We start from the raw sequence: 14402 nt of genomic DNA, 5'->3' as shown, positions 1-14402 counted from the left end.
CGCTGGATGACGCGGGCGGCAGGCTAGCGACCGGTCATGACAGTCAAATCACGGCCGGCGCGAGCTTCAACGGAATTGACGTGGAAAACGGCCGCGATGCGGCTATTTGCGCGCGGCAGGAACCAGTTCGCTCAGCGAGCGGATGATGCGGTCGGGCTTGATGGTCGATCCCGGCGGCAGCCCGACACCGTGCACGTCCATCCAGATCGCATAGATGCCAAGCCGCTGCGGCGCCACGACTTCCCACTCGAGATTGTCGCCGATCATCCAGGTGTCGGATGCGGTGACGCCGAGTGCTTCCATCGCGTGCAGGTAGGCGCGCTCCTCCGGCTTGCCGAAGCCGTGCTCGCCCTCGATCTGGATGTGATCGAAGCGATGGCCGAGCGCGAAGCGCTCGACCTTGGCGCGCTGCATGTCGGCGGCGCCGTTGGTGACCAGCGCGAGCTTGATGCCGAGCGCCTTCAACGCATCGATCGCTTCATGCGCGCCGGGGAAGACGAACATCTCCTCCTCGCGATAGGCGGTGAAGCGATCGGCGATGCGGTCCGCGAGATCGTCCGGCAGCGCGCGGTGACCGGCCGCCGCAAGCGCCGCGAAGCCGCCCTTCACGGTGAGCCGTCGCGCCTCGCCGAGCTTGATCCGCCAGATCGGCTCGGCGGTCGACCAGAATTGCCGCGCATAGGCCAACAGCGCCGTCGCGACCTGATCCGGGGGCAGGGGCGCCAGCTCCGCGGCGAACTCCGTGGTGATCGTGTTCCAGGCGATCCCGGGGCGTCCATAGGCCGACAGGATGGTGTCATCCATGTCGATCAGCATCGCGCGCGGCAGGTTCATCACGGCCATTTCACCTCCGGCGGCAGCGACGACAGGATCGAATCCACATTGCCGCCGGTCTTCAGGCCGAAGATGGTGCCGCGATCATAGAGCAGGTTGAACTCGACATAGCGACCGCGGCGGACCAACTGCTCGTCGCGATCCTCCGCGCTCCAGGCGGCCTCGAAATTGCGCCGCACCAGGTCGGGATAGATTTTCAGGAAGCTGCGCCCGACGTCCTGGGTGAAGGCGAGATCGGCCTCCCAGTCGCCGCTGTCGTGCCAGTCATAGAAGATGCCGCCGATGCCGCGGGCTTCCTTGCGGTGCGGCAGGTAGAAATAGTCGTCGCACCATTTCTTGTACTTGTCGTAGTCGGCGACGCCGTTCGGCCCACTGCACGCCTCCTTCATCGCGGCGTGGAAGGCGACCGTATCGGGGTCCTCCTGGGTGCGCCGGCGGTTCAGCACCGGCGTCAGGTCGGCGCCGCCGCCGAACCACGCCTTCGTCGTGACGACGAAGCGGGTGTTCATGTGCACGGCGGGCACGTTTGGATTGCGCAAATGCGCGATCAGCGAAATGCCCGAGGCCCAAAAGCGTGGGTCATCGGCGGCACCGGGAATCTGCGCGCGGAATTCGGGAGCGAACTCGCCATGCACGGTCGAGCAGTGCACGCCGACCTTTTCGAACAGCCGGCCCTTCATGATCGACATCACGCCGCCCCCGCCGGGCTTGCCGGTGTGGTCGGTGCGGTCCCAGGGGGTCCGCGCGAACCGGCCGGCGGCGCCGGGATAAAGCCTGGACGGGGCGTCGTCCTCGAGCTTCTCGAAGGCCGCGCAGATGTCGTTGCGCAGCGCCTCGAACCAGCCGCGCGCACGCGCCTTGCGGTCCTCGATGATGGCGGGGTCTGTTGGGAGCATGACTAACCTTGCGGGCCGAAGTATGTGCAGCTCTCGTTGCAGCTGTCGCGATGGACGCTGACGCGGCTCAGCTTGCCTGCGTGTTGCAGCCGCTCCCAGATGAAGCGCGACAGATTCTCCAGCGTCGGCACGCCGATCGCCTCGATCTTGTTCAGGAACTTATGGTCGAGCGTCTTCTGCACCTCGGCCATCGCGCGTTCGAGCAGGCCGAGATCGATCACCATGCCGGTTTTCGGGTCGGGCGTGCCGCGCACCGTGACTTCGGCGCGGAAGGAGTGGCCGTGAATCTCCTCGCTGGCGGTGCCAAATGTCGTTCCGGACAGCGCATGCGCAGCCTCGAACCGAAACGCTTTCGTCAATTCCCACATCTCGTTCAACAATCCGATTCTGTTAGTTCATCTAATCCCGAGCGTCTTGTGCGTCTGCACGCTGAGGCGCCATTGCGGGTGCTTCAGGCAATAGGCGATTGCCCGCTCGGTATTCTCGATCACATCGGGGCCGTCCATCGGCTGCAGCGAGAAGCGCTCGAAAGCGAGGCCCGCGAAATCCTCCGGTGTGTTCTCCTTTTGCGGATAGACCAGTTTGAGCTCGTGCCCCTTGCGCACCACGAGCTCGGATGCAGCCTTGGGACTGACGCAGATCCAGTCGAGCCCGTCGGGCGGGGCGATGGTGCCGTTGGTCTCGATCGCGATCGCAAAGCCGTGGCCGTGCAGGGCCTCGATCAGGGCCGCGTCGACCTGCAGCAGCGGCTCGCCGCCGGTCAGTACGACGTAGCGGTCGGCCTCGCCTCCGGTCCATTGCGCGGCAATGGCGCCGGCAAGCTCTTCCGCGGTCGCATAACGGCCGCCCAGCGTGCCGTCGGTGCCGACGAAATCGGTGTCGCAGAACTTGCAGACAGCGCCGGCGCGGTCCTGCTCGCGGCCGCTCCAGAGGTTGCAGCCGGCGAAGCGGCAGAACACGGAGGCCCGGCCCGCATGGGCGCCTTCGCCCTGCAGGGTGAGAAATATCTCCTTGACCGCGTAGCTCACCAAAAATCCCTTAAGTTGCCGAACCGGCGATTCTTGAACCGGTCTGCCGCAGCGCCTCGCCGACGGCCATGGCCGCCGTGACGGCCACATTGAGCGAACGCATGGTCGGCCGGATCGGAATCACCAGCCGCGCATCCGCTGCGGCCACCACCGCGTCGGTCACCCCTGCCGTCTCGCGCCCGAACAGCAGGACATCGGAGGCCGTATACGCGAAATCAAGGTAGGATTTCGCCGCCCTGGTCGTGAACAGCACCAGCCGGCATCCGGCCTCGGCCCGCCATTCCTCGAATTTCGACCATGAGTCGTGACGCTTCAACCGCACATGGTCGAGATAGTCCATACCCGCCCGGCGGAAATTCCGATCCGAGGTGTCGAATCCCGCCGGTTCGATGATATGGGCTGCCACGTCCAGGCAGGCGCAGAGGCGCAGAATCGTCCCTGTATTCTGGGGGATGTCGGGCTGGAACAGCGCGATCTGCATGGTGCGGGCGGCCTGTGAAATCCGGATGAAATTGTCTCAATAAAACATCGCTCGGCGCGGATTTCGTGCATTGCACGTGTGCGAGCCGATAGCGGGCTTGCGCTCGTCCGGCAAGGGTGCCAATAGAACGATTCTGGACTGCTGTTCCGCCATTTGGGGTGGGGAATAGCGGTTTTCTGCCGCCGCGGGGGCCGCGGGCGCCGGCAGCCTTCTTGGGGCGCGTCCTGCGTCTCCAGGGCGGTTCCACCGGCTGCAGAAAAGAAAGGGCTAGGAATCGTGACGACAGCGTCTTCGGCGGACCATCCGACACGCCGTGATTTTCTCTTTGTTGCAACCGGAGCTGCCGCCGCGGTCGGCGCAGCCGCCACCGTCTGGCCGCTGGTTGCCCAGATGAACCCGGATGCCGCGACGATCGCGGCCGGCGCGCCGATCGAGGTCGATCTGACGCCGATCGCCGAGGGCCAGGACATCAAGGTCTTCTGGCGCGGCAAGCCGATCTACATCAGCCATCGCACCAAGAAGCAGATCCAGGAGGCCCAGAGCGTGGCGCTCTCGAGCCTGCCCGATCCGCAGCCCGACTCGGCCCGCGTCAAGGCCGGCCACGACCAGTGGCTGGTTGTGATCGGCATCTGCACCCATCTCGGCTGCATCCCGATCGCCCATGAAGGCAATTACGACGGCTTCTTCTGCCCCTGCCACGGCTCGCAGTACGACTCCTCCGGTCGTATCCGCCAGGGGCCGGCGCCCGCCAACCTGGCGGTGCCGCCCTACGCCTTCCTTTCCGACACCAAAATCCAGATCGGCTAAGTCCCGGCCCCTCCGGGATTTCGGCTTCCACTTGGACCCATCGCGTCGTTTTTCTTCTTCAGGATCGCATCAATGAGCGGACCATCTGATTTCCAACCGAGCAACCCCGCCTTGAAGTGGATCGAACGGCGCCTTCCGATCTTCGGCCTGATCCACTCCTCGTTCGTGGCCTATCCGACGCCGCGCAACCTGAACTACTGGTGGACCTTCGGCGCCATCCTTTCGATGATGCTGGCGCTGCAGATCCTGACCGGCGTGATCCTGGCGATGCACTACACGCCGCACGCCGACCTCGCCTTCAAGTCGGTCGAGCTGATCGTCCGCGACGTCAATTACGGCTGGCTGCTGCGCAACATGCATGCGTGCGGCGCGTCGATGTTCTTCTTCGCCGTCTACATCCATATGTTCCGCGGCCTCTATTACGGGTCGTACAAGGAGCCGCGTGAGGTGCTGTGGATCCTCGGCGTCATCATCTACCTCCTGATGATGGCGACGGGCTTCATGGGCTACGTGCTGCCGTGGGGCCAGATGAGCTTCTGGGGCGCCACCGTCATCACCAATCTGTTCTCGGCCGTGCCCTATTTCGGCGAGAGCATCGTGACCCTACTGTGGGGCGGCTATTCGGTCGGCAACCCGACACTGAACCGCTTCTTCTCGCTGCACTATCTGCTCCCGTTCGTGATCGCCGGCGTGGTCGTGCTGCACGTCTGGGCGCTGCACGTCGCGGGTCAGAACAACCCGGCCGGCGTCGAGGCCAAGACCGAGAAGGACACCGTTGCGTTCACGCCGTATGCGACGATCAAGGACATGTTCGGCGTGTCCTGCTTCCTGATCTTCTTCGCCTGGTTCATCTTCTACATGCCGAACTATCTCGGCGACGCCGACAACTACATCCCGGCGAACCCGGGCGTGACGCCGGCGCACATCGTGCCTGAATGGTACTACCTGCCGTTCTACGCGATCCTGCGTTCGATCCCGAACAAGCTCGCCGGCGTCGTGGCGATGTTCTCGGCGATCATCATCCTGTGCTTCCTGCCCTGGCTCGACAGCGCACGGACCCGTTCGTCGAAGTATCGCCCGCTGGCCAAGCAGTTCTTCTGGATCTTCGTGGTGGTCTGCATCCTGCTCGGCTACCTCGGTTCGCAGCCGCCGGAAGGCATCTATGTGATCGCCGGCCGCATCCTGACGGTCTGCTACTTCGCCTACTTCCTGATCGTGCTGCCGCTGCTCGCCCGCATCGAGACCCCGCGCCCGGTGCCGAACTCGATCGCCGACGACGTGCTGGCGAAGAGCAAGGGCAGGGCCGCAACCGCGGCCTCTGTGATGCTCGCGATGGTCGTGGCCGGCAGCCTGCTCGTCGGCGGCACCCAGAACGCCAAGGCCGAGGAGGGTGGCAACGCGCCGCCGGCCCAGAAGTGGTCGTTCTCCGGTCCTTTCGGCACCTATGACCGTGGCTCGCTGCAGCGCGGCTTGAAGGTCTACAAGGAAGTCTGTGCCGCCTGTCACGGCCTGTCCTATGTCGCGTTCCGCAACCTCGCCGATCCCGGCGGCCCCGGCTATTCGCCGGCGCAGGCGGCAGCGTTCGCGTCCGAGTACAAGATCAAGGACGGTCCGAACGACCAGGGCGAGATGTTCGAGCGTCCGGGCCGCCCGGCGGATTACTTCCCGTCGCCGTTCCCGAACGAGCAGGCCGCGCGCGCGGCCAATGGCGGCGCGGCGCCGCCCGACCTCTCGCTGATCACCAAGGCGCGGTCCTACAAGCGTGGCTTCCCGCAGTTCGCGATCGACTTCTTCACCCAGTACCAGGAGCAGGGACCCGACTACGTCGACGCCATTCTGCAGGGCTTCGAGGACAAGGCCCCGGCCGGCGTCACGATCCCGGAAGGCTCGTACTACAACAAGTACTTCCCCGGCCACGCCATCAAGATGCCGAAACCGCTGTCCGATGGTCAGGTGACCTTCGACGACGGTTCGCCGGCGACGGTCAAGCAGTACGCGCATGACGTCACCACGTTCCTGATGTGGGCCGCCGAGCCGCACATGGAGGAGCGCAAGCGGATCGGCATGCAGGTGTTCTTCTTCCTGGTCGTCTTCGCCTTCCTGATGTACTTCACCAAGCGCAAGGTCTGGGCCAACGCCCACTGATCTCGGGTACGGTATAGCGAGTTTGAAAAAGCCCCTTCGGGGGCTTTTTTTGTTTGTAACCTCTCCGTCATTCCGGGGTGACGCGGTAGCATCGAACCCGGAATGACAGTGTCGTCAATTGCGTCGGCCGCCGAGTGCGGACAAGATGCCGGCCAATCAGCCGGCAAACATTGCGGAGGAACTCATGGGTACCAGCATCAGCTTCAAGCGTCCGGACGGCAAGGAAGCGTCGGGCTATCTCGCCAATGCGGCGCGCGGCAACGCACCCGGCGTCGTCGTGATCCAGGAATGGTGGGGCCTGTCGGACCAGATCAAGGGCCTGTGCGACCGCTTCGCGGTGGCCGGCTTCGATGCGCTGGCGCCCGATCTCTACAAGGGCAAGGTGGTGCCGTATCACGACACCGATGCCGCGGGCAAAGAGATGAACTCGCTCGATTTCATGGACGCCACCACGCAGACGGTGCGCGGCGCCGCGCAGTATCTCGCCAAGAACGGCGCCAAGGTCGGCCTGACCGGCTTCTGCCTCGGCGGCGCGGTGACCATCATCGGCTCCGTGTATGTGCCGGAATTGACTGCGGGCGTCGTGTTCTACGGCATCCCGCCGGAGCAGGCCGCCAAGCCCGCCGACGTCAGGATTCCGCTGCAGGCGCATTTCGCCAACAAGGACGACTGGTGCACGCCCGAGCTCGTCGGCAATTTCGAGAAGGCGATGAAGGCCGCCGGCAAATCGCTCGAACTGTTCCGCTACGACGCCGAGCACGCCTTCGTCAACGAGCAGCGCCAGTCGGTGCACGACCGCGAGGCCGCCGAACTCGCCTGGGGCCGCGCCACGGACTTCTTCAAGAAGCATCTGGGGTAGAGGTACGACGCGCACACGTTGTGTCGTCCCTGCGAAAGCAGGGACCCATATGCTGCGGCCGCGGCAATCGGCACAGTGGCAGTCATCTCGTCAAATAAACTACGCCCTGTGGCTATGGGTCCCTGCTTTCGCAGGGACGACGGCGAGACTTAACTTTCCTTCACCCCTTCCCACCACGGGCAGGTCCCCGACATCAGCCTGAAATTGCCTTCCATCACCTGCACCGGTGCGCGCTTGCCCTCGGCGGCGGCGCGCATCCGCATCTCGCGCGCGATGGCGCGGTCCTCCGGCGACAGCCAGACCCGCTCGTGGCCCCACAGGCTCGGGCCGTCATGCATCTCGAACGGTGTCCAGTTCACCGGATCGATCTCGCGGCCGCCCCAGCCGCACTCGACCATGAAGGCGGACGGCGACCTGGCGTAGAACGACGTCATCAGATCGTTGGTGTGCCGGCCGAGCGTGACGTTGACCCGGTCTTCCTGCTGGGCGACGTCATAGGCTTGGCCGACATCGTCGAGCGAGAACAGCTCGACCATCAGATGATGCATGCCGTTCGTGCCGGTCTCGATCAGCGCCAGCGAGTGGTGGCGGGCGTTGACGTGGAAGAAATAGGCGCGGAACGGTTTTTCGATGTAGTCGCTTAAGCCGAAGCCGAGCACGTCGACATAGAAGCTCATCACCGGGGCGATGTGCTCGACCGTCAGCACGGCGTGGCCGAGGCCGAGCGGCCCGGTGCGGAAACCGGAGATCGAGCGCCCCGGCCTGAACGGCGTGTCGTCGATCTCGGCTCCGTGAAACGCCTCGAGACGATTGCCGGCGGGATCCCGAAACGAGATCAGGCCGCGCACCCGCCTCGCATCCGCGAGCGCCTGCGGCTCCGCGGTCACGGTGACGCCGGCGCGCTCCAGCCGTGCCGCCAGCGCGTCGAGGGCCGCACGGTCAGCCACCTCCCAACCGAAGAACCGGGTGCCTTCGCCCTGGGCGCGGTCGATCACGATGCGCTGCTTGCGGTCATCCATCCGGAACGCGAGCAACGAGTTGCCGCGCTCGACCGCCTGCAGCCCGACGAGGCCAGTGCCGAACTGCCGCCAGTCGTCGAGCGCGTCGGAGCCGAAGCCGGCATATCCGAGACCCAAAATCGCCATCTGCGCCTCCGCCATCTGTCTGTTTTTGGGCGGCCGGCCGGCCGCCATTTCGGCAAATGCTACGCGGTTTCTTGCCCCTTCAAACCTCGAAAATGCCGTCCAGGGGGCGTCCCGCCTTGGGGCAGGGCTGCCGGGCCATCTCTTGACACGGCCCGCGCCCGGTGGTGAGTAACGGGCCATGAGCACCGTTGCCAGCCCATCCCGTCGTTGGTGGCCCACCTTCTCATAGGTGGCCGGTGCGTTTTCTTTTTTCACAAACGTCGAAGGTCGCCATCGCAGTGCGACCGATGGTTAGTTTATTTGCCCTTCGTTTGTCCTGTGTGGCGCTCTCTCGGCAAGTCTCGTAAGAGGATCACATGAACAGGACAGTCTTCTCCCTGCCGGCCAAGAGCGAATACCTGACCAATGGCGGCCTTGCGGTCGCGCGCGTGGTCGAGCAGTTCACCGGCGGCGCCAACCGCCTCGACGATTTGATCGCGCTGCTGGACCGCCGCCGCGGCGTGGTGCTGTCCTCGGGCACGACGGTGCCGGGCCGCTACGAGAGCTTTGACCTCGGCTTCGCCGACCCGCCGCTCGTGCTGGAGACGTCAGGCACCGATTTCTCATTGCAAGCGCTGAACCCGCGCGGCGAGGTCCTGATCGCCTTCCTCGGCGACGTGCTGCGCGAGCCCTGCGTCGTGATATCGGAGCGGACCGCAACGCGGCTCGCCGGCCATATCATCCGCGGCGCCGCGCCGGTCGAGGAAGACCAGCGCACCCGCCGCGCCAGCGTGATGTCGCTGGTGCGCGACATGGTGGCGGCGTTCACCTCCAATGCCGATCCGCTGCTCGGCCTGTTCGGCGCCTTTGCCTACGACCTCGTGTTCCAGATCGAGGACCTCGTGCAGAAGCGGACCCGCGAGGCCGACCAGCGCGACATCGTGCTCTACGTGCCGGACCGGCTGCTGGCCTATGACCGCGCCACCGGCCGCGGGGTGGCGCTCAGTTACGAGTTCGCGTGGAAGGGCAAATCCACCGCCGGCCTGCCGCAGGAGACCGCGCCGAGCCTTTACGCCAAGAACGGCCGGCAAGGCTTTGCCGATCACGCGCCCGGCGAATATCAGGCGACCGTCGAGGTCGCGCGCGCGGCGTTTGCCCGCGGCGACCTGTTCGAGGCGGTGCCCGGGCAGCTGTTCGCCGAGCCCTGCGAGCGCTCGCCGGCGGAAGTGTTCCAGCGGCTCTGCCGGATCAATCCGTCGCCCTATGGCGCGCTGATGAATCTCGGCGACGGCGAATTCCTGGTCTCCGCGTCGCCGGAGATGTTCGTGCGTTCCGACGGCCGCCGGGTCGAGACCTGCCCGATCTCGGGCACCATCGCGCGCGGCTCGGACTCGATCGGCGATGCCGAGCAGATCCGCAAGCTGCTGAACTCGGAAAAGGACGAGTTCGAGCTCAACATGTGCACCGACGTCGACCGCAACGACAAGGCGCGCGTCTGCGTGCCCGGCACCATCAAGGTGCTGGCGCGGCGCCAGATCGAGACCTACTCAAAGCTGTTCCACACCGTCGATCACGTCGAGGGCACGCTGCGGCCGGGCTTCGATTCGCTCGACGCCTTCCTGACCCATGCCTGGGCGGTTACCGTGACCGGCGCGCCGAAACTGTGGGCGATGCAATTCGTCGAGGACCACGAGCGGTCGCCGCGGCGCTGGTATGCCGGCGCGATCGGCTGCGTCAATTTCGACGGCAGCATCAACACCGGGCTCACCATCCGCACCATCCGCATGAAGGACGGTCTCGCCGAGGTGCGCGTCGGCGCGACCTGCCTGTTCGATTCCGATCCGGCCGCCGAGGATCGCGAGTGCCAGGTCAAGGCCGCGGCGCTGTTCCAGGCGCTGCGCGGCGATCCGCCGAAGCCGCTGTCGGATTTCGCGCCCGACGCCACCGGCTCCGGCAAGAACGTGCTCTTGATCGATCACGACGACAGCTTCGTGCACATGCTGGCCGATTACTTCCGCCAGGTCGGCGCCAACGTCACCGTGGTCAGGCATATCCATGCCCAGGACATGCTCAAGAAGAAGGGCTGGGACCTCCTGGTGCTGTCGCCCGGGCCGGGTCGCCCTGAGGATTTCGGCATCGCGAAAACCATCGATACCGCGCTCGAGAAGCAGCTGCCGATCTTCGGCGTCTGCCTCGGCGTGCAGGCGATCGGCGAATATTTCGGCGGCCAGCTCGGCCAGCTCGGTCAGCCCGCGCATGGCCGTCCGTCGCGCGTCCAGGTGCGCGGCGGCCGGCTGATGCGGAACCTGCCCAATGAGATCGTGATCGGCCGCTACCACTCGCTGTTTGTCGAGCGCGACAGCGTGCCCGAGGTGCTGGCGGTGACCGCGACCACCGAAGACGGCGTCGCGATGGTGATCGAGCACAAGACCTTGCCAGTCGGCGGCGTGCAATTCCATCCGGAATCGCTGATGTCGCTCGGCAACGAGGTCGGCCTGCGCATTGTCGAGAATGCATTCCGGCTTAATCCGCCGGCCAATTGAGGATTGCGAGACCAATGACCTTCGACCACGACATCAAGGCGACCGTTCGCACCATCCCGGACTACCCGAAGAAGGGCATCCTGTTTCGCGACATCACGACGCTGCTCGCGGATGCGAGGGCCTTCCGCCGGGCCGTCGACGAGCTGGTGCATCCCTGGGCGGGGGCGAAGGTCGACAAGGTCGCGGGCATCGAGGCCCGCGGCTTCATCCTCGGCGGCGCGGTGGCGCATCAGCTCTCGGCCGGCTTCGTGCCGATCCGCAAGAAGGGCAAGCTGCCGCACACCACGGTGCGGATCGCCTACTCGCTGGAATACGGCATCGACGAGATGGAGATGCATGCCGACGCCGTGCAGCCGGGCGAGCGCGTGATCCTGGTCGACGATCTGATCGCGACTGGCGGCACTGCGGAGGGCGCGGTGAAGTTGCTGCGCCAGATCGGCGCCAATGTGGTCGCGGCCTGCTTCATCGTCGACCTCCCCGATCTCGGCGGCGCCGCCAAGCTGCGCGCGATGGACGTTCCGGTGCGCACGCTGATGGCGTTCGAGGGGCATTAGCGCCACTCTCTCCATACGTCGTCCCTGCGAAAGCAGGGACCCATAACCACCAATAGTGGCTATGAAGACCGCTGCAGCCCCAGCCGTCGCAAAACGCAAAGCGGTGGCTATGGGTCCCGGCTCCCGTGCGCAATCGCGCACCAGGCCGGGACGACAGTCATCCCCGCTGCAGCAGCACGCTCATTTCAAGATCGCGGAACGTCGTGTAGTTCCGCCGGATCCATTGATGCAGCTCGGTCGATGAATCCTTTTCCTGGCGCAGATAGCCGGTGAAGGAGAAGTTCAGCCGGTCGATATAGGTCTTCAGGAATACCGGCAGCGCGCGGAAGCGCAGCACCCGGCTGGCGGTCATGGCAGGCGGCAACTCGCCGCGCACCACGAACTCGTTGTCGATGACGATCAGCGCATTCGGCGGGATCATGCCGCGCAGTGTCTGGTAGGCGCGCACCGAGGCGCGGTCGGTATCGGCGACGTACAGGATGACCGGTGCGACGCGGCGGCGCAGCGCCTCCTTCATCAGCCCGATCTCGCCGCACATTTTGAAGAATTCGTCGAAGGCGTGGTAGCCGAGGTCGATCACCTTGCCGATGCCGTCATTGGCGATGACGCGGTCCATCAGCTGCATCTTGCCGTAGGTGTCGATCACGTCAGCGGTTTCGGTGATCCGCGGCAGGTAGTCGAGCAGCGACGGCTCCTTCAGATTGATGTCGTAGCAGACCACGTCGCCGTTCTTGAGCAGCAGGAATTCGCCGAGCAGCCGCGCGATCAGCGTCTTGCCGACCTGCGGGCGGGGCGAGCAGATGATGTAAACGGGCGTGGACGACATCGCCCGCTATATCAGGCCAAATTTTCGCCTAATCCAGCCCCATCAAGGTCGAAGGTCCGACTATTTTTCGCCTTTGGCCGACTTGGCGCCGACCAGGTCGGTCAGCTTGATCCGGTCGAACTCGCTCCAGACATTGGCGAGCCAATGCCGGACATAGCCGCGCAGCACGAAGGAGTAGTTGGCGGCGTCGTCGTTGATGCCCTTGTTGGCGACGAATTTCAGGAACGGAACCGAGGAAACCTCAACCTGCTCATACGCCATTTCGTTGAGCTTCGGGATCGTGAGGTCGGTCGCATCCTTGATGCGGTGGAAGTACGAGTTGTAGGTCGCCTGGTCCCACTGGAAGAACTGGGTGTCGTTGATGAAGTTCTTCACCAGGAAATACTTCGCGCCGTTCATGAAGTTGGCGGTTTCGGCGATCTCGTCCAGCGAGGCGATCGACGGGCCGAGGATATGGAACACGGCGAAGGTGATCTGGCCGGAGCGCGCCGCGTCGAGGAAGCCGATATCGCGCAGCGAGGCCAGCGCGGGCGACAACAGGCCGGCGCGGACGTCGATCACGGTAACTGAGGGCCCCGAGTTCAGCGTATCGAAGATCTTCATCTGGTCCGCGGTCGTCGTCATGTCGACGATCTCGGTGATGTCAGGATGGAAGCGCTTCAGCGTGCCGCGCGGCGATTCGGTGTCGAATGCCCGGGTCTGCACATTGTTGGCACTGAAATAGTCCAGGAGCGTCCGCGAAACGGTGGTCTTGCCGACCCCGCCCTTGTCGGCGCCCACCACGATCACAACCGGCTTTGCCATGGAAGTCCCTTAAAGCGCGCTCCCGACCGCGATGGCGATCGGCAAGTCCCCACACTGCTTTGGGCGCGAACATGGCAGAAACGAGGGAGAATTCAATTCCTTAAGGCGTCCACGATGGGTTTGGTGGGAATTTCCTTAATGGACTGAGTAGGCTAGAGCTTTTCCCGTTCCGATGGAATCGGAACGGCGCTCTAGATTCTTGTTTTGACGCGTTTTCTTCACGCGAACCGGTATCCACTTTGCTCGAAAACGCTCTAGGGCGCGATTAGCGGTGTCGTCCCCAAGGGCCCTGGAGAGGACCCAATGGTCCCTGCGTGGGGTTGTTGCCCGGCAGCGCTGGCGGATTGTTCGCCGGTGCACGCGGCTTGTCGCCCCACGGGCCATGGGTCGCCGGCGGAGGCTGGTCGCCCGCCGCGGATGGCTCATCCTGCGGCTCCGTCTCGTCCGGCAGCGCCAGCGGTCCGGAATCGTGGCCGCCGGCGTATTTCACCAGGGCATCGACCCGGGACTTCACCGAGGGATGGGTGGCGAACAGGTCGGCGAACCCCTCGCGCGGATTGTCGACGCAGAGTTCCATCACGGCCGAGGTGGCGTCCGGCAGCTCGCCGCGGTTCTCGATCTTGCGCAGCGCCGAGATCATCGCGTCGGGGTTCTTGGTCAGCTCGACCGATCCGGCATCGGCGAGAAATTCGCGCGAGCGCGACAGTGCGAGCTTGACCACCTGCGACAGCAGCCAGGCCAGCACGATCAGCGCGACCGCGATGATGATCACGATGATCGCGCCGCCGCCCGAGCCCTTGCTGTCGCGGTCCGAGGAGGATGACGACGATCGTGAGGATGACGACCAGCCGCCACCGCTCGAATTCCACGACAGGTTTGTAAACAGGCGGAAGAACAGCTCGCCGAAGAAGCCGACCACGCCGGCGATGATCACGGCGACCACCATCAGCTGCACGTCGCCGTTCTTGATATGGGTGAGCTCGTGGCCGAGCACGGCCTCGATCTCCTTATCGTTCAGCGCGTTCAACAGGCCGGTGGTGACCGTGATGGCGTATTGGCTCCGGTTCAGTCCGGTCGCGAACGCATTCAAGGCCGGGCTGTCCATCACCTTCAGCTTCGGCATCGGGATGCCGCGCGAGATGCAGAGATTTTCCAGCAGGTTGTAGAGCCGCGGCTCTTGCTGCCGCGTCACGCTCTCGCCGCCGGTGACGGCGTCGATCATCTTCTGGTGAAAGAAATAGGCGATCACGATCCAGGCCACCGCCGCGATCGTCGCCCACGGCAAGGCCGAGACCAGGTCGCGCAAGGCCCGCGTCAGGTAATAGTCGACGGTGCGGCCGCTATCGATCATCACCTCCGCGACCAGCGCGCCGGCATAGACCAGCACGTAGATCAGCAGGAACAGGCCGGCAAGCAGCAGCATCGAACGAAACTTGTTCGATGCGATATGCGTGTAGAGACCATAGGCGGCCATGACGGAGCAGCCTCTCGCCGGCGCGCG

Annotated in this window: 14 protein-coding genes; 5 read left to right on the top strand and 9 right to left on the bottom strand. The window is 64.8% G+C overall.

Annotated elements, in window-relative coordinates; genetic code table 11:
- Positions 1-102: 102 nt before the first annotated feature.
- The 5 genes from ACE10X_RS35450 to ACE10X_RS35430 are packed head-to-tail and all read right to left on the bottom strand — an operon-like array spanning position 103 to position 3239.
- A complete protein-coding gene (locus tag ACE10X_RS35450) occupies positions 103-843 on the bottom strand; it encodes an HAD family hydrolase (protein WP_375763493.1) in 741 nt (246 codons plus the stop codon).
- Positions 834-1730, bottom strand: a complete 897-nt coding sequence (gene hemF / locus ACE10X_RS35445; protein WP_375763492.1) for an oxygen-dependent coproporphyrinogen oxidase — start codon at positions 1728-1730, stop codon at positions 834-836. The genes ACE10X_RS35450 and hemF overlap by 10 nt, the downstream gene beginning before the upstream one ends.
- Positions 1731-1732: 2 nt before the next feature.
- Positions 1733-2098, bottom strand: a complete 366-nt coding sequence (locus ACE10X_RS35440; protein ID WP_028338637.1) for a 6-carboxytetrahydropterin synthase — start codon at positions 2096-2098, stop codon at positions 1733-1735.
- A gap of 27 nt (positions 2099-2125) precedes the next feature.
- On the bottom strand, positions 2126-2758 hold the full coding sequence (gene queE, locus ACE10X_RS35435; protein ID WP_375763491.1) for a 7-carboxy-7-deazaguanine synthase: 633 nt from the start codon (positions 2756-2758) through the stop codon (positions 2126-2128).
- A gap of 10 nt (positions 2759-2768) precedes the next feature.
- Positions 2769-3239 (bottom strand): tRNA (cytidine(34)-2'-O)-methyltransferase, encoded by a 471-nt coding sequence (locus tag ACE10X_RS35430; protein ID WP_375763490.1) that lies wholly within the window; start codon positions 3237-3239, stop codon positions 2769-2771.
- A 276-nt stretch (positions 3240-3515) separates the two neighbouring features.
- Between ACE10X_RS35430 and petA the strand changes: the two genes are divergently transcribed.
- The 3 genes from petA to ACE10X_RS35415 all read left to right on the top strand — a co-directional run bounded on the left by petA (position 3516) and on the right by ACE10X_RS35415 (position 7050).
- Positions 3516-4046, top strand: a complete 531-nt coding sequence (petA, locus tag ACE10X_RS35425; protein WP_016839713.1) for a ubiquinol-cytochrome c reductase iron-sulfur subunit — start codon at positions 3516-3518, stop codon at positions 4044-4046.
- 72 nt (positions 4047-4118) lie between these two features.
- Positions 4119-6191 carry a cytochrome c1 gene (locus ACE10X_RS35420; RefSeq protein WP_026193258.1) on the top strand — a complete coding sequence of 691 codons (2073 nt, stop codon included), beginning with the start codon at positions 4119-4121 and terminating at the stop codon, positions 6189-6191.
- 184 nt (positions 6192-6375) lie between these two features.
- Positions 6376-7050 (top strand): dienelactone hydrolase family protein, encoded by a 675-nt coding sequence (locus ACE10X_RS35415; RefSeq protein ID WP_375763489.1) that lies wholly within the window; start codon positions 6376-6378, stop codon positions 7048-7050.
- A gap of 149 nt (positions 7051-7199) precedes the next feature.
- On the opposite strand, the gene ACE10X_RS35410 is transcribed toward ACE10X_RS35415, so the two are convergent.
- The gene (locus ACE10X_RS35410) at positions 7200-8195 is read right to left on the bottom strand and encodes a VOC family protein (protein ID WP_375763488.1); all 996 of its coding nucleotides are present in this window, start codon (positions 8193-8195) and stop codon (positions 7200-7202) included.
- A gap of 356 nt (positions 8196-8551) precedes the next feature.
- Between ACE10X_RS35410 and ACE10X_RS35405 the strand changes: the two genes are divergently transcribed.
- Positions 8552-10717, top strand: a complete 2166-nt coding sequence (locus tag ACE10X_RS35405; RefSeq protein ID WP_375763487.1) for an anthranilate synthase component I — start codon at positions 8552-8554, stop codon at positions 10715-10717.
- 14 nt (positions 10718-10731) lie between these two features.
- The gene (locus tag ACE10X_RS35400) at positions 10732-11271 is read left to right on the top strand and encodes an adenine phosphoribosyltransferase (protein ID WP_018273383.1); all 540 of its coding nucleotides are present in this window, start codon (positions 10732-10734) and stop codon (positions 11269-11271) included.
- Positions 11272-11428: 157 nt separating this feature from the next.
- Here the strand turns inward: ACE10X_RS35400 and ACE10X_RS35395 are convergent, their stop codons facing one another.
- The 3 genes from ACE10X_RS35395 to ACE10X_RS35385 all read right to left on the bottom strand — a co-directional run bounded on the left by ACE10X_RS35395 (position 11429) and on the right by ACE10X_RS35385 (position 14375).
- The gene (locus ACE10X_RS35395; protein WP_038386040.1) at positions 11429-12097 is read right to left on the bottom strand and encodes a hypothetical protein; all 669 of its coding nucleotides are present in this window, start codon (positions 12095-12097) and stop codon (positions 11429-11431) included.
- A gap of 60 nt (positions 12098-12157) precedes the next feature.
- Positions 12158-12901, bottom strand: a complete 744-nt coding sequence (locus ACE10X_RS35390) for a hypothetical protein (protein WP_375763486.1) — start codon at positions 12899-12901, stop codon at positions 12158-12160.
- A gap of 265 nt (positions 12902-13166) precedes the next feature.
- Positions 13167-14375 carry a M48 family metallopeptidase gene (locus ACE10X_RS35385; RefSeq protein WP_375763485.1) on the bottom strand — a complete coding sequence of 403 codons (1209 nt, stop codon included), beginning with the start codon at positions 14373-14375 and terminating at the stop codon, positions 13167-13169.
- Between the last annotated feature and the right edge of the window lie 27 nt (positions 14376-14402).

The organism is Bradyrhizobium sp. Pha-3 (assembly GCF_042258325.1).
In the GTDB taxonomy this organism is placed as follows: Bacteria; Pseudomonadota; Alphaproteobacteria; order Rhizobiales; family Xanthobacteraceae; genus Bradyrhizobium; species Bradyrhizobium elkanii.
The sequence above is the reverse complement of the archived record's forward strand: the minus strand, read 5'-3'. Positions and strand labels throughout refer to the sequence as shown.